At 63.2% G+C, this 20,463-nt stretch carries 20 protein-coding genes; 11 read left to right on the top strand and 9 right to left on the bottom strand.

Translation table 11 applies throughout. The features are described 5' to 3' along the window. The first annotated feature begins 44 nt into the window (after positions 1–44). Complete coding sequence (locus ACESMW_RS11045; protein WP_372987091.1) at positions 45–932, top strand: cytochrome c oxidase subunit 3; 888 nt, start codon at positions 45–47, stop codon at positions 930–932. 12 nt (positions 933–944) lie between these two features. On the opposite strand, the gene ACESMW_RS11040 is transcribed toward ACESMW_RS11045, so the two are convergent. Continuing rightward, positions 945–1,148: a twin transmembrane helix small protein gene (locus ACESMW_RS11040; protein ID WP_091998536.1), complete on the bottom strand. Its 204-nt coding sequence runs from the start codon at positions 1,146–1,148 to the stop codon at positions 945–947. A gap of 80 nt (positions 1,149–1,228) precedes the next feature. Between ACESMW_RS11040 and ACESMW_RS11035 the strand changes: the two genes are divergently transcribed. The 7 genes from ACESMW_RS11035 (at position 1,229) to hrpB (ending at position 9,232) form a co-directional block, all read left to right on the top strand. Continuing rightward, complete coding sequence (locus tag ACESMW_RS11035) at positions 1,229–1,966, top strand: SURF1 family protein (protein WP_372987090.1); 738 nt, start codon at positions 1,229–1,231, stop codon at positions 1,964–1,966. Next, on the top strand, positions 1,947–2,597 hold the full coding sequence (locus ACESMW_RS11030; RefSeq protein WP_372987089.1) for a hypothetical protein: 651 nt from the start codon (positions 1,947–1,949) through the stop codon (positions 2,595–2,597). Before ACESMW_RS11035 ends, ACESMW_RS11030 begins: the two co-directional genes overlap by 20 nt. Before the next feature lie 68 nt (positions 2,598–2,665). Then, complete coding sequence (locus tag ACESMW_RS11025; RefSeq protein WP_372987101.1) at positions 2,666–3,721, top strand: COX15/CtaA family protein; 1,056 nt, start codon at positions 2,666–2,668, stop codon at positions 3,719–3,721. Beyond that, entirely contained in the window at positions 3,718–4,638 is a 921-nt protein-coding gene (gene cyoE, locus ACESMW_RS11020) for a heme o synthase (RefSeq protein WP_372987088.1), read from the top strand. The genes ACESMW_RS11025 and cyoE overlap by 4 nt, the downstream gene beginning before the upstream one ends. A gap of 141 nt (positions 4,639–4,779) precedes the next feature. Then, a complete protein-coding gene (locus ACESMW_RS11015; RefSeq protein WP_372987087.1) occupies positions 4,780–5,442 on the top strand; it encodes an SCO family protein in 663 nt (220 codons plus the stop codon). A 93-nt stretch (positions 5,443–5,535) separates the two neighbouring features. Next, positions 5,536–6,741 carry a YbfB/YjiJ family MFS transporter gene (locus ACESMW_RS11010; protein WP_372987086.1) on the top strand — a complete coding sequence of 402 codons (1,206 nt, stop codon included), beginning with the start codon at positions 5,536–5,538 and terminating at the stop codon, positions 6,739–6,741. 16 nt (positions 6,742–6,757) lie between these two features. Beyond that, positions 6,758–9,232, top strand: coding sequence for an ATP-dependent helicase HrpB (gene hrpB, locus ACESMW_RS11005; RefSeq protein ID WP_372987100.1), 2,475 nt, complete (start codon positions 6,758–6,760; stop codon positions 9,230–9,232). On the opposite strand, the gene ACESMW_RS11000 is transcribed toward hrpB, so the two are convergent. Then, entirely contained in the window at positions 9,186–10,055 is an 870-nt protein-coding gene (locus ACESMW_RS11000; RefSeq protein ID WP_372987085.1) for a translation initiation factor eIF-2B, read from the bottom strand. The two genes, hrpB and ACESMW_RS11000, sit on opposite strands and share 47 nt — an antisense overlap. 155 nt (positions 10,056–10,210) lie before the next feature. Here ACESMW_RS11000 and ACESMW_RS10995 point away from each other — a divergent pair, with 155 nt between their 5' ends. Both ACESMW_RS10995 and ACESMW_RS10990 read left to right on the top strand, forming a co-directional pair. Further along, complete coding sequence (locus tag ACESMW_RS10995) at positions 10,211–11,026, top strand: RimK family alpha-L-glutamate ligase (protein WP_372987099.1); 816 nt, start codon at positions 10,211–10,213, stop codon at positions 11,024–11,026. A 185-nt stretch (positions 11,027–11,211) separates the two neighbouring features. Then, on the top strand, positions 11,212–12,387 hold the full coding sequence (locus ACESMW_RS10990) for a type III PLP-dependent enzyme (RefSeq protein WP_372987084.1): 1,176 nt from the start codon (positions 11,212–11,214) through the stop codon (positions 12,385–12,387). Positions 12,388–12,666: 279 nt separating this feature from the next. On the opposite strand, the gene ACESMW_RS10985 is transcribed toward ACESMW_RS10990, so the two are convergent. The 4 genes from ACESMW_RS10985 to ACESMW_RS10970 are packed head-to-tail and all read right to left on the bottom strand — an operon-like array spanning position 12,667 to position 17,154. Then, complete coding sequence (locus ACESMW_RS10985) at positions 12,667–13,857, bottom strand: CynX/NimT family MFS transporter (RefSeq protein ID WP_372987083.1); 1,191 nt, start codon at positions 13,855–13,857, stop codon at positions 12,667–12,669. Between the two features lie 11 nt (positions 13,858–13,868). After that, the gene (locus ACESMW_RS10980) at positions 13,869–14,264 is read right to left on the bottom strand and encodes an ectoine synthase (RefSeq protein WP_343812972.1); all 396 of its coding nucleotides are present in this window, start codon (positions 14,262–14,264) and stop codon (positions 13,869–13,871) included. Between the two features lie 50 nt (positions 14,265–14,314). Then, on the bottom strand, positions 14,315–15,745 hold the full coding sequence (locus tag ACESMW_RS10975; RefSeq protein ID WP_372987082.1) for a GTPase/DUF3482 domain-containing protein: 1,431 nt from the start codon (positions 15,743–15,745) through the stop codon (positions 14,315–14,317). Continuing rightward, positions 15,742–17,154 carry a DUF2868 domain-containing protein gene (locus ACESMW_RS10970; RefSeq protein WP_372987081.1) on the bottom strand — a complete coding sequence of 471 codons (1,413 nt, stop codon included), beginning with the start codon at positions 17,152–17,154 and terminating at the stop codon, positions 15,742–15,744. The genes ACESMW_RS10975 and ACESMW_RS10970 overlap by 4 nt, the downstream gene beginning before the upstream one ends. A gap of 87 nt (positions 17,155–17,241) precedes the next feature. On the opposite strand from ACESMW_RS10970, the gene ACESMW_RS10965 reads away from it, so the two are divergent. Beyond that, positions 17,242–17,601, top strand: a complete 360-nt coding sequence (locus tag ACESMW_RS10965) for a DUF6164 family protein (RefSeq protein ID WP_091998572.1) — start codon at positions 17,242–17,244, stop codon at positions 17,599–17,601. 1 nt (position 17,602) lies between these two features. Here ACESMW_RS10965 and ACESMW_RS10960 read toward each other — a convergent pair whose 3' ends face one another. The 3 genes from ACESMW_RS10960 to ACESMW_RS10950 are packed head-to-tail and all read right to left on the bottom strand — an operon-like array spanning position 17,603 to position 20,408. After that, positions 17,603–18,511 carry an alpha/beta hydrolase fold domain-containing protein gene (locus ACESMW_RS10960; RefSeq protein WP_372987080.1) on the bottom strand — a complete coding sequence of 303 codons (909 nt, stop codon included), beginning with the start codon at positions 18,509–18,511 and terminating at the stop codon, positions 17,603–17,605. Between the two features lie 20 nt (positions 18,512–18,531). Further along, positions 18,532–19,311 carry a methyltransferase family protein gene (locus tag ACESMW_RS10955; protein ID WP_372987079.1) on the bottom strand — a complete coding sequence of 260 codons (780 nt, stop codon included), beginning with the start codon at positions 19,309–19,311 and terminating at the stop codon, positions 18,532–18,534. Next, positions 19,308–20,408, bottom strand: coding sequence for a class I SAM-dependent methyltransferase (locus ACESMW_RS10950; protein WP_372987078.1), 1,101 nt, complete (start codon positions 20,406–20,408; stop codon positions 19,308–19,310). The genes ACESMW_RS10955 and ACESMW_RS10950 overlap by 4 nt, the downstream gene beginning before the upstream one ends. Positions 20,409–20,463: the final 55 nt, after the last annotated feature.

Genomic DNA, 20,463 nt, shown 5'->3' with positions numbered 1-20,463 from the left:
GATAACAAAAACAAACGAAAACGGCTAAGCCATCGGAGACTGTTATGGCGGAAAACCAGACCTACTACGTTCCGGAACAGAGCAAATGGCCAATCGTTGCGACGGTCGGCCTCGGCGTCACCCTGTACGGTGTTGCCTCGATCATGGTGAACAGCAATCAGGGTGAGAGCACCACGGGTTCCTGGGTGATGTTCTTCATAGGTGCCCTGATCATGGCCTACATGCTGTTCGGCTGGTTTGGCAACGTGATCAAAGAAAGCCGGGCAGGCCTTTACAGCGACCAGATGGACCGTTCGTTCCGCTGGGGCATGAGTTGGTTCATCTTCTCGGAAGTGATGTTCTTTGCCGCTTTCTTCGGTGCCCTGTTCTATGTCCGGGTATTTGTCGTGCCCTGGCTGGGTGGTGAGGGGGACAAGGGCTCCTCCGCCATGTTATGGGAGGGCTTCAGCTCGGCATGGCCACTGGTCCAGAACCCCAATCCCGAGGCTTATCCGGGGCCCAGCGAGGTTATCGGTCCCTGGGGACTACCGCTGATGAACACCATGCTGCTGGTCACCTCGTCTTTCACGATCACCATAGCCCACCACGCCCTCAAGGCAGGTAACCGGGCCAAGACCAAACTCTGGCTGGGCGCCACCATTGCCCTGGCGGTCGTATTCCTGTTCGTCCAGGGTTACGAGTACATGCATGCCTACCAGGACCTGGACCTGACTCTGCAATCCGGCATCTACGGCAGCACCTTCTTCATGCTCACCGGTTTCCACGGCGCTCACGTGCTGCTGGGATCGCTGATGCTGACGGTCATGCTGGTGCGCATCTTCAAGGGCCACTTCACCGCCGATAACCATTTCGGGTTCGAGGCGGCTGCCTGGTACTGGCACTTTGTCGATGTGGTCTGGCTCGGCCTGTTCGTGTTTGTCTACATCATCTGACCGGTTGCGTGGTCAGGGCGTCGGATTCAGCGTCAGGCTGCCCTGCCACAAGGCAATCAGGATAACCAGCAGGAGCAGTATGCTGAGGGCGACCCGGACAGCAAGCGAATTGACAACCCGGTTGGTTTTGCCGCCATCCCGAATCAGGAAGAACAGCCCACTGAACAGGCTGGCGACAACGGCGAGCATCAGTACAACGATGACGGCCTTGAGCATGGGAATCCCTGTTGTTATAGGTTTCGGGGGTATCCGGAAACCGGAAGTTTGCGGTGCCGGTGGAGTCACTATAGCAAAGCATGGCTGATCCGCAGGTATCAAAACGAAAATGGCACTTTGACTGGCGTTTGATGCTGTTCAGCGGGTTCTTCCTGCCGGTGCTCATTGGTCTGGGCATCTGGCAGCTGGATAGGGCCGGCCAGAAGCAGGCCATGCTGGACAGCTGGCAGCAGCAGGCGGAAACCCTTCCCTGGCAGCAACTGATCGAAGGCGAAGTGCGTTCTGGCAAGCCGGTCCGGGTGACCGGGATGTACGGCGACCACAGCTGGTTGCTCGATAACCGGACCCGCGACGGTATTCCCGGATACGAAGTGATCACGGATTTCTATCCCCTGGAGGGGCCGCCGGTACTGGTGAATCGTGGCTGGATTCAGGCGCCTCGGAGGCGGGATCGTCTGCCCCGAATCGACACGCCGGATGGCCTGTTCACCCTGTCTGGCCGGCTGGCGGACTACCCGATGCCACCGGTGCTTACCGAACGGGACCAGGAAGAACAAGGGTGGCCGCGAAGGGTTCAGCGTCTCCCGAGAGAAGCGGCCGCGAACGAGGTGGAAGGATTACCGGCGCTGATGATCCGTCTCGATAGTGGCCAACAGCCCGGAGCGTTCCGGACCGACTGGGCGCCGGACCTGATGGGACCGGGAACCCATTATGGCTATGCAGCTCAATGGTTTGCGCTCGCGGTGGCACTGACTATATTGACTGTAGCGGCGAGTTATCGAAAGACAGGAGCCAATAATGACAATGACAATGGCTGACAAGGGTACCCAGCACCACGAGTCTGACCAACCGACAACTGAACAGGTTCGCCGGGGGCGTCGGACGGCCTTTCTGCTGTTTACCCTTGGCTTCGGCCCGATGATTGTGGCCACCGTGATGTTCTACACCGGCTGGCTCAATCCGGCGGGACACACCAACAATGGCACTCTGGTTCAGCCGGTGGTTCCAGTCCAGGCGCTGCATCTCCAGACAGAGGCAGGTGAACCCCTTGAAGCACGATTCGGGCCTGATAAGGTCGACCCGGCGTGGCTGCTGATGGTGGTCGCCGGTGATTGCGGCAGCAACTGCCAGGAACTGCTGTATCTTGCCCGGCAGGTCAACATTGCCCTGGGCAAGAATGCCAACCGGGTATCCCGGGCCGCGGCTCTGGGTTCAGTGCCTTCGAATCTGTCTGCCAAATGGTCACAGGAATACAACCTGATGGAACGGCTGGTGCCGGCAGAGGGCACAACCCCGGCCTGGCCGACCGGCATCAATCCCGCCAGTGAGTCCCGGATCCTGCTGGTGGACCCCTTCGGCAACGTGATGATGCATTACGGTTCGGAGCACAGTGGCAAGGACATGCTTGAGGATCTCAAGCACCTTCTCAAACTGTCCCAGATTGGCTGAGGCCGGAGGTGGTGCCAGTGAATCAGTCCGTTCGCCCCGAGGTTTCGACCGCCGGTGTGCACCGCACCATGGCGCGCTGGGCAACCATTGCCGCCTGCCTCGCCGTTGTTGTGATCATGCTGGGCGCCTGGACGCGGCTGGTACACGCCGGCCTGGGGTGCCCGGACTGGCCGGGCTGTTACGGTTTCCTGACCGTGCCCCAGAGCGAGTCCAGCATTGCCATCGCCAATGCCCGCTTCCCGGAAACTCCGGTGGATGTGGAAAAGGGCTGGCCGGAAATGATTCACCGGTACGCCGCCGGAACCCTGGGCCTGGTGGTCTTCGGGTTGGCCGCCTTTGGACTCCGGCATCGCAGGATTGGCGTGCCGGTCAAGTTGCCCCTGTTCATCGCCGGATTCATCGTTCTCCAGGGCGCGTTCGGCATGTGGACCGTCACCCTGAAACTCTGGCCCCAGGTGGTCGCACTGCATTTGCTGGGCGGCTTCACCACCCTGAGCCTGTTGACCCTGCTGAGCCTGCGCCTGTGGCGAAGGGCCAAAGCGGCACCCAGACCTCCGGCCGCTCCGGGTCTCGCCCGGTTCCGGCTCTGGCTCTATGGCGGAGTGTTGCTGGTGGTCCTGCAGATCGCCCTGGGTGCCTGGACGGCCGCGAACTATGCCGCCGTGGCCTGCACCGACCTGCCCACCTGTCAGGGCCAGTGGTGGCCGGAGGGCATGGACTTCCGCCACGGCTTTGACGTCGCCCAGCACGTGGGTCCGAACTACCTGGGTGGCCAGCTCACAGCCGACGGCCGGGTGGCCATTCACGTGACCCACCGCCTCGGAGCGATGGTCGTGCTGGCGTACTTCACCGTCTTGCTGGCCCTGATGTGGCGGCGGAGGGAAGCCAGCGGCCTGGACGGCTCGATTCAGCTGGTGGCCGTGGTTCTGGCCGCGCAGATTGCCCTGGGGCTGGCCAACGTCATTCTGCACATTCCCCTGTCCATAGCGGTGGCCCATAACGCCATGGGTGCCGGACTGCTGCTGTCCGTGATTCATCTGGTCTGGCGTCATCACCTTCTGCTCCGGACCCAGACCGCAAGCGCAACCCACACTACAACGATAAAACGAGAGGTAACGGCATGAGCGAGCAAGTGAAGGCGCTGCCGGCCCGGAATACTGCGAGTGTTTCCGGCAAGACCATTTCCTGGCGGGATTACCTGGAGCTGACCAAGCCCCGGGTGGTCGCGCTGATGATCCTTACCTCCGTGATCGGCATGTTGCTGGCGGCCCCGGGTGTGCCCGGCTGGAGCGTACTGCTGTTCGGTAACCTTGGCATCGCCCTGCTGGCCGGTGCCGCCGCCGTGGTCAACCACGTGGTGGACCAGAAGATCGACACCGTCATGGCCCGCACCCGCAAGCGGCCGGTGGCCACCGGCAAGATTTCCCCGGTGGATGCCATCGTATTTGCGACCCTGCTGGCCTGCGTCGGCATGGCCATCCTGATGTTGATGGTCAATCACCTGACCGCCTGGCTCACGCTTGCCTCTCTGGTCGGTTATGCCGGCGTCTACACCCTGTTCCTCAAGCGTGCCACGCCCCAGAACATCACCATCGGCGGCCTCGCCGGCGCGATGCCCCCGCTGCTGGGTTGGACAGCCGTGACCGGCCAGGTAGAAGGCCACGCCTTGCTGTTGGTCCTGATTATCTTCGCCTGGACCCCGCCCCATTTCTGGGCCCTGGCCATCCATCGCAAGGAAGAGTACGCCAAGGCCGGCATCCCCATGCTCCCGGTCACCCACGGCAACAAATACACCGAGCTGCATATCCTGCTGTACACCCTGATGCTGCTTGCCGTGAGCCTGCTACCTTTTGTCACAGGCATGTCCGGCGGCATCTACCTCATCGGCGCCCTGGCCCTTGGTCTGCGCTTCCTGCAGTACGCCATCCGGCTCCTGAAGGGCGATGATCGCCGAGTTGCCCTCAATACCTTCAAGTATTCCATCACTTACCTAATGGCTCTGTTTGTGGTACTCCTTGTAGATCATTTCGTTTTCTTTTAACCCGAGGCACACAGTCTGAAGGAGTGGGCGGGGGTATCTTTTCTGGCGGGAACAATTGTCTGAGCGCAGCGAGTTTTTTGTTCCCAGAAGAAAAGATACCCCCCCCCGCTCCCAGCCCCGGAGTTCGGCATTGGAGTACTGATGAATCGGTCTGTGCGGATTACGCTCGTTGCGTTGCTGTTGATTGTTCTTCTGATTTTCGGGCTGGTGGTTGCCCGTCAGGTGTATCTGGTTGGCGGGGATCCTCAGCCGGCGCCGGATCTCTCCGAGTTCAATACCTACGTTTATGATCAGGCGAAACCGCTCGCCGAGTTTACCCTCACCAACGAGAATGGTGAGATGGTCACACAGGAAGATCTGAAGGGACGCTGGACCTTTGCCTTTGTCGGCTACACGAACTGCCCGGATATCTGCCCGGCGGCGATGGCCAATCTGCGTCAGCTGGATCAGCGGCTGCCCCCGGAATTGCCGCAGCCGGATTACCTGTTGATCAGTGCTGATCCAGAGCATGACACGCCGCAGAAGCTGAAAGATTACACCGGTTTCTTTGGCGAACACTTCCACGGTTTGACCGGGGACCTGGAAACCACCCGTGCACTGGCCAAGAGTCTTAGTGCGGTGTTCGTTCACCGTGAGGTGGACGGGGAACTGCTGGTGGACCACAGTGGTCATTTTGCCCTGCTGAACCCGGAGGGGCAGCTGCAGGCACTGATCCAGCCACCGCACCGGCCGGAGGAACTTGCGCAGGCCTTCGAGCGGATTTATCAGTGGGCCAAAGCCAATCGGGAACGGACAAGCTCCTGATTGATTGGTGGTTTTGGCCAAGGTCCAAAAGACATCCGGGCAGGGGTGGCTTAGACTGTTGGGCTGATTAACTGACCGCCGGACTGTTTGCCGATGCCAACCCAGACTTCAACGCCGCCAAAAGAACTGTTTTCCGTCCTTGCCGCCGGTGCAGTGGTGTTGCTGGTGGTTCACGGTCTCGGCCGGTTCATCTATACCCCGCTTTTACCCTACCTGGTGGAGGATGGCCAGTTCAGTGCCGCCAACGGCGCGGCGGTGGCCACCTGGAATTACCTCGGTTACCTGATGGGCGCGATGCTGGCAATTCGCTGGCATCGGATTGACCAGATCCGCACACTCCTGCCTGTGTCCCTGGTCTTGCATGTGATCACGACCCTTGCGATTACCCAGACCGATAACCTCACCCTCATTTCTGCCATCCGTACGCTGAACGGTGTGGCCAATGGCATGGTCTTTGTCCATGCCCCGGCCTTGATCCTGGAATGGCTTGTATTGCGCAACCGGGCGTCAATCAGTGGTCTTGTGTATTTTGGTGTGGGTATCGGGCTGCTGTTATCCAGCGGTCTGGTGACAGGCACGGCAGATTGGCTGCAAGGTGCCCAACGGTGGTGGCCCGCGGCGCTGTTGTCAATTCCCCTGGCCTGGTGGGGGGCGGTTCGGTTGATTCGTCTTGATATTCCGTTCGCCAGTCATGACGACTCGGGCAAGGTCGTTAAACCAACGCCACTGCTGGACCGGGCCAGCATCCCGCTCTTTCTGTCGTACGCCGGCGCGGGACTGGGCTACATCCTGCCCATGACCTTCCTGCCACTGCTGGCCAAGATCGAACTGCCGTCCGGCCACTGGTTGCTGGATGGTGCCTGGGTCATCGTGGCGTTGTGCACCATCCCCGCCGCCTGGATCTGGAACCGTGTGGGCGGGACAATCGGCGATCTGCCTGCATTGAGGCTCAATTTCCTGATCCAGCTGCTGGGTGTTCTGGTAGCGGTGGTATGGCCGGGCGATGTCGGCCTGTTTCTGTGCGCTGTCCTGGTGGGCAGCACGTTCCTGGGTACCGTGCTGCTGACCCAGCGTATCGGTCGTGCCCTGCATCCGCACCAGGGGCCCAGGCTGTCGGCCGCCATGGTCGCGCTTTACGGCTTCACCCAGATGGTCGGGCCGTGGCTGACCAAGCAGTGGCTTGATGCCGGAGGCACCCTGGTTTCGGCGTTCGGAATTGGTGTCGGAGCTCTGGCATTCGGGCTGTTTTTCGCATTCTTCGTGCCCCGGCCGGAACTCTGGCATGCGCGTGAATCCTGAACTCGACGCCAACACCATGTTACCCATAGACCGGATCCTCCCGGACCTGAAAACGACCCTGGAGACCAACACCACCGCCCTGTTACAGGCCCCTCCGGGCGCCGGTAAGACCACCCGGGTACCCCTGGCCCTGCTGGACGCTCCCTGGTGCCAGTACCGCAAGATCCTGATGCTGGAGCCGAGGCGGCTGGCGGCACGATCGGCGGCACGGTTCATGGCCCGACAGCTGGGAGAAAAACCGGGCCAGACGGTGGGCTATCGGACCCGGCTGGATACCCGGGTTTCCGGCACCACCCGGATCGAGGTGGTCACCGAGGGCATCCTGACGCGGTTGATCCAGAGCGATCCCATGCTGGAGGACTATGCCGCTGTTTTGTTCGATGAATTCCATGAACGCTCCCTCCAGGCGGACCTGGGTCTGGCCCTGGTCCGGGAGTCCCAGCAGGCCCTGCGGGAAGACCTGCGCCTGCTGGTGATGTCGGCCACGCTGGAAACGGCGCCGATCGCCCGGGTACTCGGGGATGTGCCGGTGATCAGCAGCGAGGGGCGGGCGTTCCCGGTGGAGGTGCTGTATCGGCCTTTGCCGCGGAACACACGGATAGTCGACCAGGTGGTGGCGGTGGTGCAGGAAGCTCTTCGCGACCAGACCGGTTCCCTGCTGGTATTCCTGCCCGGTGCCGGCGAAATCCGCCGGGTGGCGCAGCAGCTGCAGGGACAGATACCGGATCAGGTCATCCTGGCGCCCCTGTACGGCAACCTGAGCGGTGAAGACCAGGACCGGGCCATTGCGCCGGCGACAGACGGTACCCGCAAGGTGGTGCTGGCGACTGCCATAGCGGAGACCAGTCTGACCATCGAGGGGGTGCGGGTGGTCATCGATGCCGGTCAGCAGCGCCGGGCCGTGTTTGATGCCAACAGCGGTATGACCCGGTTGGTGACCGGCCGGATGTCCAAGGCCTCGGCGGAACAACGCAAGGGCCGGGCCGGGCGGGTGGAGCCCGGGGTGTGCTACCGGCTCTGGAGTGAATCGGAACAGTTTGGCCTGGCGGAGTTCACGCCTCCGGAAATCCGGGAGGCGGATCTGGCGCCACTGGTACTGGAGCTGGCCCAGTGGGGTGCCCGCTCGCCAGACCAGGTGGACTGGATTGACGCTCCTCCCCGGCCTCACTGGCACCAGGCGGTGGCCCTGTTGCAATGGCTTGATCTGCTCGATGACGACGGCGGCATCACCGACCACGGCAAGGCCGCGCGGGATCTGGGTATCCACCCTCGCCTGGCCCATATGGTGATTCGGGGGCGGGTGCTGGGTTTCGGCGGGCTGGCGGCGGAACTGGCCGCCCTGCTGGGGGAACGGGATCTGCTGGGACCCGGCGAAGGTGCGGACCTGCACCAGCGGGTGCGCCTGCTGCGTGGTGAGATGGGCGACCGGCGTGTGGATCCGGCCCGGCTGAAAGCCGTGCGGCAGGCGGCGAAACGACTGGATGCCGGGGCGCTGCAGGGTCCGGAACCCGGAGAGGCCCTGGTTGGCCGGCTGCTGGCCCAGGCGTATCCGGATCGGATTGCCCGCCGGCGTCCCGGATCGGCGCCGCGTTATCAGCTGAGCAACGGCAAGGGGGCGGTGTTGCGCGAGGGGGACCCGCTCGCCCGCCACGACTGGCTGGTGGCTGCTGATCTGGATGGCAAGGCCCGGGAGGCGACCATTTACCTGGCGGCACCAGTGGATCTGCCGGATCTGGAACAGGATCTGGCCGACCACATCATCGAACAGGATGAGGCCATCTGGGACGACCGGCGGGGTACCGTGATTGCCCGCAAGGTCCGGAAACTCGGGGAGCTGGTGCTGGCCGAACAGGCGCTGCGCCAGGTGGATCCCGCCCTGATCCAGCAAGGCCTGCTGGATGCAGTGCGAACCAAAGGCCTGGACAGTCTGCCCTGGACACCCGAGGCCCGGCAGTGGTGTGCCCGGGTGGGCCTTTTGGCGGAACAGTACCACGGCGACTGGCCTGACACCGGGCATGAGGCTCTGCTGGCGAGCCTGGACACCTGGCTCGGCCCGTTCCTTGCCGGCCTGCAACGCTGGTCCGATCTCGCCAGGCTCAATCTGCTCCAGGCCCTGACCTCACTCCTGGATTACCAACAGCAGCACCAGCTGGAGACCCTGGCACCCAGGTCCCTGACCATTCCCACCGGACAGAAAGTCACCCTGGACTACACCCCGGATCATGGTCCGGTGCTGGCGGCCAAGCTCCAGGCCCTGTTCGGATGGACCGAAACCCCGAAGGTGGCCGGCGGCCAGGTGCCGGTGGTGATCCATCTGCTGTCCCCGGCCCGGCGGCCCCTGGCGGTTACTTCGGACCTGGCCAGTTTCTGGCGCAATGCCTATCCGGAAGTGCGCAAGGACATGCGGGGCCGATATCCCAAGCACCCCTGGCCGGAAGACCCGTTCACCGCCGAGGCTCAGCAGGGAACGAAAAAACGCCCTGATCGCTGACCCGTCCGGTGACCAGATGCACGGGTATGGTTTCAAAGTAGATATTGCGGGTCCGGATATGGGCACCGGTGGGACCACCGAGCTCATCCGGCGCCATTTCCTCCAGTACCACCGACTGACACGTGCCCGGGCTGTCCTTGAAGCTGTCGGCCAGTACCCAGAGGGGTTTGCCCTGGTCCCGGGCGGCGAGGGCGAGCAGATAGGTGCCGCTCTTGTTCACGAAGTGCTGGTCCGAAAGCCAGGTGTCGCAGCCACTGAAGACGATATCCGCCTCGGCCATGAACCGTCCGGTCTGGGCATCGGTGATCAGGGTCACGGGAACGTCCAGTTGGTCCAGTTCCCGGGCCAGCGTAAACCCTTCGTTGCCGGGACTGCTCTGGGTGCAGATGACCGAGAAAGGTTGCTGCCGTTCAGCCAGCAACCGGAACAGGGCCACCACCTGGGAGCTTCGGCTGTGGGTCAGGATGGTCGCCTGTTCCGGCACCAGTTCAAAGGCGCTGAGGGCAACCCGCTCGTTGGCCCGGGCCAGTTGTTCCAGTACCGAGCGGACCACCGGGGCAGCCTGCTCCGAGACATTGCTGCTGTCCCGCCAGGGGCCGAACAGCTCCTGGCAGCGCGCTATGGCGTTGGCCAGGGGCACCATGCTCGGGCGGGCCCGGGTCAGTTCATCCAGCACCCGGTCCAGCAGGCTGGCGGGCACCGTGCCTGAGGTTAGCCAGTCCCGGACCGCCGCAAGCGCGCTCGCTGCCAACTGGGCGGCGCCGGCCTTTTGGTCCTCCCTGACGGTCTCAACGATAGCGCGGGCCCTTGCATCCACTTCCATCCCTCCGCTTCATTGCTGTTGTATGATGTAACAGAGGGTAGCAGGGTTTTCCCTGGCATGGTTCCGGTGCCACCTGCTCCGGCTGACGGAAAATACCCCTTGCCAGATGCCGGAAGCTGAATAAAATGCGTTCAGTTTTCCATCAGGCCGTTACCATGCACCTTGTTTCCTTCAACGCGTTCCGCACCCTCGGTTTTCCCGATACCACCGTGCTCAAGCCCGAGCACTACCTGCAGCAGAAGGCGTTGCTGCAGGAGGCAGACTGGGTGCTGTTTCCGGAGTACTGGCAACTGAACGCCCTGGTCCACGGCCTCAAGTGCCGGGTTTTCCCGAGCATTGCCAGCTACCGGATCGGCCATGACAAGGTCGAGATGACCCGCGCCTTTCAGACCGTGGCGCCGGAGCATACGCCCTGGACCATGATCGAGGCCAACGGGCCACTGGAACGGGACATGATCTGGGATGCCATGAGCCTGCCCTTCGTGGCCAAGCTGCCCAAGGCGAGTATGGGCGAGGGCGTGTGGCTGATTGAGACCCGGGAGGACTGGCGCCGTTACTATGAGCGCACCGAGGTGCTCTATGCCCAGGAATACCTGCCCATCGACCGGGATGTCCGGGTGGTGGTAATCGGTGACGAGATACTGACAGCATACTGGCGGACCCAGGCTGACCAGGGCTTCTACAATAATGTGGCCCGGGGTGGTCAAATCGATAACAGCCCGGTGCCCAAGGCGGCAACCGACCTGGCCCTGCGGCTTGCCCGGGAGCTGGGAGTGGATCATGCCGGGTTCGACATCGTCCTGGTGGAGGGCTACCCCTACGTTCTGGAATTCAACCGGCTGTTTGGCAACAAGGGCCTGGACCAGGGTACCGACCTGCAGCAGGCCATTCTCCGCTACCTGAGGCGACAGACCGAACCCCGGGATCCGGATGGTCCCACCGGGCCACCGCTGTGGCCGGTGGCGATCTGAGCGCGCGCCTTCGCGCCAATTTCCGTGCCATAAGCCACCGGCCCTGCCTGTTTTACTCATGGGTAGATATGCGCATTTGCGGTGATCTGAGAAAAGCCCGATGATCGCGCCATCTTACGGGTGCTGCAGCGTTGCTGTAGCGCCTTTTTTTATGCCTGTTTGCCCTGTGGAGGGATACACCACCCATGACCGAAGCCGTTAACGCCAACATCGCCGACTACTACGATGCCGAGACCTTCAAGCGGATCAAGAATTTTGCCGACACCAAGGAAACCCCGTTCGTGGTGATCGATACCAAAACCATCGACCGCCAGTACAACGAGTTGGTGGAAGGTTTCCCCTACGCCAAGGTCTACTACGCGGTGAAGGCGAACCCGGCGCCCCAAATCCTTACCATGCTGCGGGACAAGGGTGCCAACTTCGACATTGCGTCGGTGTATGAACTGGATAAAGTGCTGGCCCTGGGTGTGACAGGAGACCGGATCAGTTACGGCAACACCATCAAGAAGGCGAAGAACATTCGCACTTTCTATGAGAAAGGTGTCCGGATGTTTGCCACCGACTCCGAAGCGGATCTGCGCAACATCGCCAAGGCCGCTCCGGGCTCGAAGGTATACGTGCGTATCCTGACCGAGGGCACGCTAACTGCCGACTGGCCGTTGTCCCGCAAGTTCGGCTGTCAGACCGACATGGCCATGGATCTGCTGATCCTGGCCCGTGACCTGGGCCTGGTGCCCTACGGCGTGTCTTTCCATGTAGGTTCCCAGCAGCGGGAAATCGGTGCCTGGGATGCGGCGTTGAACAAGGTGAAGGTGATCTTTGAGCGTCTGATGGAAGAGGACGGCATCGAGCTCAAGATGATCAACATGGGCGGTGGCTTCCCGGCCAACTACATCACCCGTACCAATGAGCTGGGGGTGTACGCTGAGGAGATTGCCCGTTTCCTGCGCGAGGATTTCGGTGAGGAGTTGCCGGAGATTATCATCGAGCCGGGGCGGTCACTGATTTCCAATGCCGGGGTGTTGGTGAGCGAGGTGGTGCTGATTTCCCGGAAGTCCCGTACCGCCCTGCACCGCTGGGTCTATACCGATGTGGGCAAGTTCTCGGGGCTGATCGAGACGCTGGATGAGGCGATCAAGTTTCCGATCTGGACGGAGAAGTCCGGTGAGGGCGAGGACTGTGTGATTGCGGGGCCGACCTGTGACAGTGCCGATATCATGTATGAGCACCACAAGTATCCGCTGCCGCTGAATCTGGCCATCGGGGATCGGATGTACTGGCTTTCTACGGGAGCCTATACGACCACTTACAGTGCTATTGAGTTTAATGGGTTTCCTCCGCTTGAGGATTACTACATCTGATTGGCGGAGTCTGGCTGAGTGACATGGGGGGCTGGCCGAGGCAAGGGGTGCTTGTCCTTCGGGCACAAAGAACTCGCTTCGCTCAGACAATTGTGCCCTGCGGAAAAGCACCCCTAGCCTCGGCCTTTCGGCCATTGGTGGGGATTCCGCTGGGGGATTGCTCTGCCTCTTCGGGGTCTGAAGAAAGCCTTCTTCTGACCCCATCTTGGATGCTCTTTCACCCGATTTCCCGTCCCGCTCAGGGGTCTGAAGAACTCGTTCTTCTGACCCCAACTTCACTCACCTCCCCCTCCGCCTCAGATCCAACGTAAACGCCAGCGGCAGAACCACCACGCTATAACCAATCATCACCATCACCGCATGGCGCACATCTCCGGTCCAGTCGGCCAGCAGTCCGCCCAGCATCGGCACGGAGAACGCCAGGGTATAGCCCACCAGGAAGGTGCCGGCGGACAGGCGGCCGGTTTCTTCGGAGCTGACCAGCAGTGGCGGCAGTGCCACCAGCAGGATCAACAGGATGCCGGCAACAAAGCTCATCAGGGTGGCACTGGCGATGGACCACCAACCATCGAGGGCGATGGCGCCTGCGGTGCCGAGGATGCTGAGAGCGGCCATGGTCACGATCAGGGCTCGGCGTCCGACCCAGGCGCGGGCGAATTTGAGCATGGTCAGGGAGGCGAAGACCTGGGCGATGTTGAACCAGAACAGGGCTTCGGAGAGTTTGTCGAACTGGCCCTGCTGTTCGAGCAGGTTGCCCATGTAGGCGTTGAGGCCGAAGAACATGGAGCCGGAGAGCCCCAGCAGCAGGCCGAGTTTCAGGGTCAGGGGGTTGCTCCAGTCCGGGAGCCAGGCGGATTTGCGGACCGGGCGGGCCAGGTCCCGTCCGGGCAGGAACAGGGCGGCGGCGACCAGTAAGGCGGGCAGCGACCAGGCAATCAGGGTGGCGCGCCAGCTGTTGTCGAGCAGGGGCATGAGTACCGGCAGGGTGATGCCGGCACCGATGAATTCGCCCATGAGCATGCCGTTCATGTAGATGGCAGTTCCCAGGGCCAGGTGATGGGGCTGCAGCCACCGTGGTAGCAGAGCCGGGAGGGCCGGTTGCATCATGGCCACACCGAGGCCCATGACGGCGCTGGCGATCATCAGGGTCATGGTTTCAGGGGCCAGGCCGCGGCTGGCGGAGCCGATCACCATGATGACCATGGCCAGTGCCAGGGTGTTTCTCGGTCCGATGCGGGAGATGGCCAGGGAGCCGGGCATGGCGCCGATGGCAAGCATCAGGATGGGCAAGGTAGTCAGGGCACCGGTCAAGGCCTTGGAGAGGGCGAGTTCCTCGCCGATAAAGGGAGCCAGAGGCGGCGCCACCAGGACAGGGATGCGCAGGTAAACGCCGGATAGCCAAAGCAACACCGCCACCGGCAGCAGTCGGGCTGGCGGTGGCGGTGTGTTCGCGGCCTGGAGTTCAGCCACGGTATGCCGGATCAGTCTTCGCTGGTGTCCGGCAGGTAGGCGCCGTCTTCGTCGTGGACTTCGCGGCCAGTGACCGGCGGGTTGAAGGCACAGATCAGGCGCATGTCCTCGGTGCCACCCCGCAGGGTATGCTGGTCATGCTTGTCGAGTGCATACAGGGTACCGTCGGTGATCTCGTGAGTCTCGCCGGTTGCCTTGTCGGTGATGGTGCCATTGCCCGCCACGCAGTAGACGGCTTCCAGGTGGTGCTTGTACCAGAGGTTTAGTTCAGCACCCGCCGGGATGATGGTCTCGTGGAAGGAAAAGCCCATGCCGTCCTTTTTCAGCAGCATGCGGCGGCTGGTCCAGCCCGGGCCGTGAACTTCGCGCTCGGTACCGATGATGTCTTGCACTCGTACAATTTTCATTCGCATTCCTCATTTTGTGATGGAATAGCCATACAGTATAAACATGCGCCTCAGGCCCGGTTCAACCGCCAGTCGTCATAAGCCGACATCGCCTGCTCGATGGCCGCAGTCAGATTTTCCCTCTGCTGGTGGGTCAGGGGCCGCTGTTTCCGGCACCGGTCAAAGGCCCGCTGAATCTCCCGCCGGCTGGTCTTGTCGAGCTGTTCCAGCCAGTGATGATCGGCCGGCTCCAGTTCCAGCAGGTCCCGTCCGGCGTGGTTCCGGTGGCTGATATGCCACCAGTGGTCCACGGCCCGCCCTAATACAACATAGCCGAACTGGCTGTCCTGTACAGGCCCGAAACTGGCGGTTTTCAGGCCGTCCTTCAGGGGCCCGATGTTCAGTGCCGGAAGCAGCAGCCGGTCGCCGTAGAAATAGCTGCCGGCTGCGCCAATCAGGCCGCCGACCAGGGCTCCGGTCCCCATGGAGGAGCCCAGGGTCATGGCATCAATACCGGCGCCGCCCACAGCCCCGGCGCCAAAGCCTGCGGTGGCCAGGTAGCGCTTGCTGACCGCCCAGTGTTTGCGGGTGTCCTCGGAGAACAGGTCATGCTGGCTGTGCCACTGGAGTTCGGCTTCCTGGCGCCGGATGCGCTGGTGCTGGTACAGGTGCTCGATGTCGATGCGCAGGGTCTGTTCCCGCTTGCGCTGGTGCTGGTACCAGCGGTCCCGCAGGGTTTCCGCGAGGCTGGCATCGCTGGTTTCGGCCACCTGGTTCAGGGTCAGGGTGCGTTTTTCCTGGTAGGACATCAGGTCTTCCAGGGCCCTGGCAATCAGGCCGGCAGACTGGTGCCTGCGCTGGTGACGCTGTTCGGACAGGAACCGGGTGGCCCGTTCCAGCGGTTTCTCCCAGTCCGGCTCCAGTTGGCCGAATGCCCGTAACAGGCTCAGATGTTGTTCGAACGGGGCGCGAACGGCGTCGAATTTGCGGACTACCTGGAAGAACTGGCCGAGCGCCGACTGCCAGGTGTCACTGTAATCATCCTCGCCGATACTGTTGATCAGGGCCAGACTCGGGCGGCCGGTCCAGCGCAGGATGGTCATCTCTGCTTCGTGCTCGGCGCTGTAGGGCACCGAACCATCCACCACGTAGATGATCCCGGCTCCTGCCACGATCGGCGCCAGCAGTTCGCATTCATCGACAAACCGGTCATCGCCCCGGTGCTGAAGCACAAAGGCCCTGACCGTTTCCGGGTGGTCCGAGGCGGAGATGCTGTGGGCTTCCAGCCATTGCAGCACCCGCCGGGGGCGCTGGAAGCCGGGGGTGTCCACCAGGGTGTAGAGTTTCTGGCCGTCGACGGTCAGCGGATAGTCCTGTCGGGCCCGGGTGGTGCCGGGCTCCAGGGCAATGGCGATGGCGTCGTTCTGGGACAGGGTGGCCACGACACTGGACTTGCCCTTGTTCGGGTGGCCGACGACGGCGAACACCGGTGCTGTGGTCATGGCTGGACGCTCCCGGCCAGGTAGGGATCCGGCTCGTCGGTGGGTGGCAGCGCGACCGAGGCAAAACCCGGGGCCAGGCGCTCGGTGAATCGGAGCCAGGGTTGCACCAGGTGTGTTTCCGGGGGCCGGTTCGGGTCGCTGGCCAGGGGCAGCAGGGTCACCCGGGCACCGGATGGCCAGCGCTCGCGTGCGGTCTCCAGGAAGTCGTGCAGCTCCCCGGTGGGTGGTTCCCAGCTGCGGGTGACGACAATCACGGCGGGCGCCTTCTGGCCGGCCAGTTGGTCGCCCACCTGCGCCAGTACCTCGTCGTCCTGGGCCAGGGTGGCCCGGCCTCCGGCCCGGAAAATGCGGGTATCCGGCGCCTGCAGGCGCTGGGGCAGTTCCGGTTCCCCGGCTCCGGCCCAGCAGATCATGATTGGTGTGTCCGGCAGCAGGTCCGGGCGTGATCGGGTCCGGGTATCGGGCAGGTCGGCGGCGTCGTTGTGGCTGCTGCCGGTATCCAGGGTGGCGGTTTCCATCCGGTACAACAGTGCCTGCATGCCCGGATGACGGGCCAGCAGCCGGGCGGCGCGATGGCGAAGCAGACCCTGGCTGAGGATCAGCAGGAGTACCCGCGGTATCACAGTCCAGGTCAGCCAGAGCATGACCACGAAGGGCCACCACTGGCCCCAGCGGGAAGGATCAATCCCGGTGGTGCCCGACGCGGCCCGGAAGAAACGGGTGGCCTCCACCAGCTCCAGGGACGGCACGGCTGCGGGCCAGAGCCAGGACCAGGGCGTGGCCAGGTTATTGACCAGGCTGTGGTAGCCGGAGGCCGCGGTATCCAGGGTGGTGCTCCAGCCGAAGGCCAGATCCTGGACCACGACCATCACCAGCAGGGTGGCGAGGCCGGCAAGGCTGAAAGCAACACCGCCGGCATGGGCAGCGCGGGCCATGAGCAGTGGCTGGAGCCGGGCCCGGGTAGGGCTGGCGTGGTCCCGGTGAAAGCGTCTCAGCAACCAGCGCCAGGGTTGCCAGCCGACCAGTGCCTGCACGGTGGTAGCCAGCGCCAGCAGCAGCTGGAACAGGACAAACGCCAGGATCACGGTGATGTTGATGCGCTGGCCGCCGTCATAGAACAGCAGGCCGAGCATTGTGAGGATGCCGATCAGGCATCCGGCGGCCACGAAGCCGCCGTTGACCCGACGCCAGAGCCGGAGCTCGCGGCCGCCGGCGGTGACGGTGCCGCCCGGACCGGACAGACGATCCATGTGTGCCAGCCAGTGCGAGGCGTCGGGGGTTATTCCCTGCTGCTCGCAGTCGAGGGCAAAGCGACGGTCCCGTCGGTGGAGGAAAGCGGAGGGCTGGTCCCTGTCCCGCTGGATACGGTCGTCAAAATCCAGCAGCAGACGAAGGGGATTCTGGCTCATGCAGTGTCCTGGTGGCAAATTCGGTCATTGGTGCTTTGCTGTTAGCATATAGGCAATCCCGATCCTGATACCAGCCAATGGAAGCCCATGCCCCACCACCTGATGAATCTGCGCCACGTGCCCGATGACGAAGCTGACGAAATCCGGGCCCTGTTCGACGAACACGGGGTTCGCTATTACGAGACGCCCCCGAGCCGCTGGGGTATCAGTATGGGGGGCTTCTGGGTGCATGATGACGATGAGGCTGCCCGGGCGCGGTCGTTGCTGGACGAATACCAGAGGCAGAGGCGAGACCGGCAGCGGGAGGATTTTGAAGCGCGCCAGGCCCGGGGTGAAGTGGGTTTCTGGCATAGCTTCCGCCGGAAGCCGGTGACCATCCTTGCCGCCTGTGTCGCCATCCTGGTAATCCTGGCGTTAACCCTCGCGCCGTTCGTTGGTCTCGGCTAGATCACCGCTGCTGACTGGGCCGGCCACCGAAACGGACCAGGAATTCCGTTGCCTGCTCCACGGCATTGCCGGCGGTCAGGAAGCTGGTGATGTGGCCCCGCAGGTGCATCAGATAGAGCTCGGAGTGTACCCCTTTCGCCAGCAAGGCATTGTGGAAGTCCTCCGCCTGCTCCGGCGGTACCAGCATGTCCAGATTGCCGTGGAACAGGAAGAACGGGGGCGCATCGGGGAAGACATGGGCAATGGGTGAGGCCAGCCGGTAGGTCTCTGGCTTCTCCTGCTCGGTACCACCCAGGAACTGGCGGACTAGCCGCCCCGAATCGAACCGGCGCAGATCACTGGGGATGCCGCCGGCCACCACCGCAACCGGCCGGGCCCCGGGCCCGCCGTGGGGTTTGCTCAGGGGGTTCCCGGGATCGCTGGTCAGGGCCAGCAGGCTCACCAGATGGGCGCCGGAGGAGAACCCGAAGGCGCTGATGGCATCCGGATCAATCCGGTAGGTTGTTGCCTGCTCCCGCAACCAGCGCATTGCCACCTGCAGGTCATGGAGCTGCGCCGGGAAGGTGTACTCCGGAGCAAAGCGGTAATCGATGTTCATCACCGCGAAGCCACGCCCGGCCAATTCCTCGGCAATCCAGGTCATGTCTTCCCGGGAGCGTCGCTCCCAGCCACCACCATGAACCAGCAACACCGCCGGGGCCAGGTCCGGCCGCTGTGGCAGGTAAAGGTCCGCAAACAATGGTTCGGGCCAGTCATCCGGCGAGAAACGGACCGGGGAGCGCACCTCGAAGTCCGTCTCCGGCAAGGCGGCCACCGGCTCCTGGCGTGCGTTGTCATGGCTGGCGCACCCGGCCAGCAAAAGGCCGCCCAGAATCAGGGCGGCCAGGTTTGCACTCCAGCGTTGGTTCACCCGCAGGGCTCCTGTCATTGCTATCTGTCAGGACAATTTACGAGCGATTTCCGGTTGCGGATGCGCTCGGGTCTCGCCCGACGAAGGCGGGGCACGAAGGCGGGCACTCGCGCGCGGTAATCCCGGTAGATCGGCCCGACCTGACGCTCGAGATCGGCCTCCTCCACGGGGGTGATCACCAGGATGTAGCCGGTCGCGATGGCCGCCATCAGCAGGTGACCGAGGCTCATGTCCGGGGCTGCCCAGAACACGATCATCCAGCCCAGGCTGATGGGGTGTCGTGCCAGCCCATACAGGAACCGTGCGGAGAACGGAACTTCGGTCGGTGGCAGAGACCGCAGGTGCCGCCAGACCTGGCGCAGGCCGAAGAATTCGAAGTGATTGATATGGAAGGTCGCTGCCACCATGACGACCCAGCCAAGGCTGTGCAAGGCGTAGACAAACGTCCGGGCGCTATCGCCTTCTAACTGCCAAAGGCTGTATGGCAGCGGTGTCCAGGTTGTCAGCACCAAAAGCAGGGTCAGGCCGGCAACCAGCACGTAGGTGCTGCGTTCCAGCGCCGGAGGCAGGATACGGGTCCAGCGGCGCTTGAAACCTGGGCGGGCCATGACCGAGTGCAGGCCGAAATAACCGAACAGCAGCAGAGTGTTGGCCGCGATGGCGGCCAGTCCGTCCCCTGGCGCACCGGTGTCGATGCCCCAGGGCCCGAGGTTCAGCAGGAATCCGGCCAGGGCCAGTAGTGCCAGGAAGCCCAGGCCATAGCTGGCCAGGGCAAAGAGCAGAAACAGGGCCTTGATCATGACTGCTCCCCCTCGCCGGGCCGGGCGATGAAGTAGACATTGAACGGGTCGTGGTCGAGCCGGTGGGACCGGATGTCACCGAATCCGGCCTGCCGGAGCATCAGCTCTGCCCGCTCCTCGCCCCACAGGGTACCCAGGCCCGGCCCTCCCTGGGCCAGTGACACCGGCGTGCAGTGGGCGCAGGAAATGGTGTAGAGCAGCGGCCCCAGGGGGTGATCCAGGTTGTTTTGCAGGAAGCTGGAACCGGCGATGTCCTGCATCAGGTAGATGCCGCCGGGCTTGAGGGCCCTGGCGATACCCCGCAACAACGCCGCAGGGTCGGCCTGGTCGTGGACGGCATCGAAAGAGGTAATCAGGTCGTAGTGACCGGGCTCGTTGAAATCCCGCAGATCGCGGGCGGCGAAGTGCAGGTTGGTCAGCTCCAGTCTCTCGGCTTCGGCCCGGGTCGGTCCGAAGGCTTCCTCACAGAGGTCGTAGCCCTGGAACCGGGTGTTCGGGAAGGCCTTCGCGAGGGTCAGCAGGGCAAGTCCCCGGCCACAGCCGGCGTCGAGTACCGAGATGCCCTGCTCCAGACGGCTCCGGAGTTCCGGGACCAGTGGCAGGATGTGGTCGAACAGGGCGCACACCACGGTCTGGTGGCTGTCTTCCGCCATCACCTCGTGAAAGCAGGGGTAGCGGTGATAAGGCAGGCCTTCGCCGGTGTGGAAACACTCTGTCAGGGGCTCTTCCATACTGGCGATCACGGGAATGAAGCGGGCCGTCACCGCCAGGTTGTCGGGGCTCGCACTGCGGGTCAGGTAGGCGGCATGGGCCGGGTCCAGGCTGAAAGTTCCGGCTTCCGGCTGGTAGTCCACGATACCGCCGGTGACCATCACCGACAGCCATTCCCGCACATAGCGCTCGTTCAGGCCGCAGGCGTCGGCAATCTGCTGGCTGGTCGAGGGCGGCAGACTGGCCAGGGTATCGAACAGTCCGAGCCGGTGGCCCAGGGAGGTCATGGTCACCACGGCGGCGTGGTTGACCATGGTGGCGAACTGTTCGCCGAAGGCTTCCGGCGTCCGCGGTTGCCGGGTGTCGAGTTTCAGGGGGGCGTTCATGTTGGTGCTCCTTCCGGTGTTGTTGTGGATGCCCCCTGATCGTGCGCGCTCTGTT

It is taken from the genome of Marinobacter sp. (assembly GCF_041690455.1).
Classification (GTDB): Bacteria; Pseudomonadota; Gammaproteobacteria; order Pseudomonadales; family Oleiphilaceae; genus Marinobacter.
Note: the sequence above shows the minus strand (reverse complement) of the source record. Positions and strands in the feature narration are given on the sequence as shown.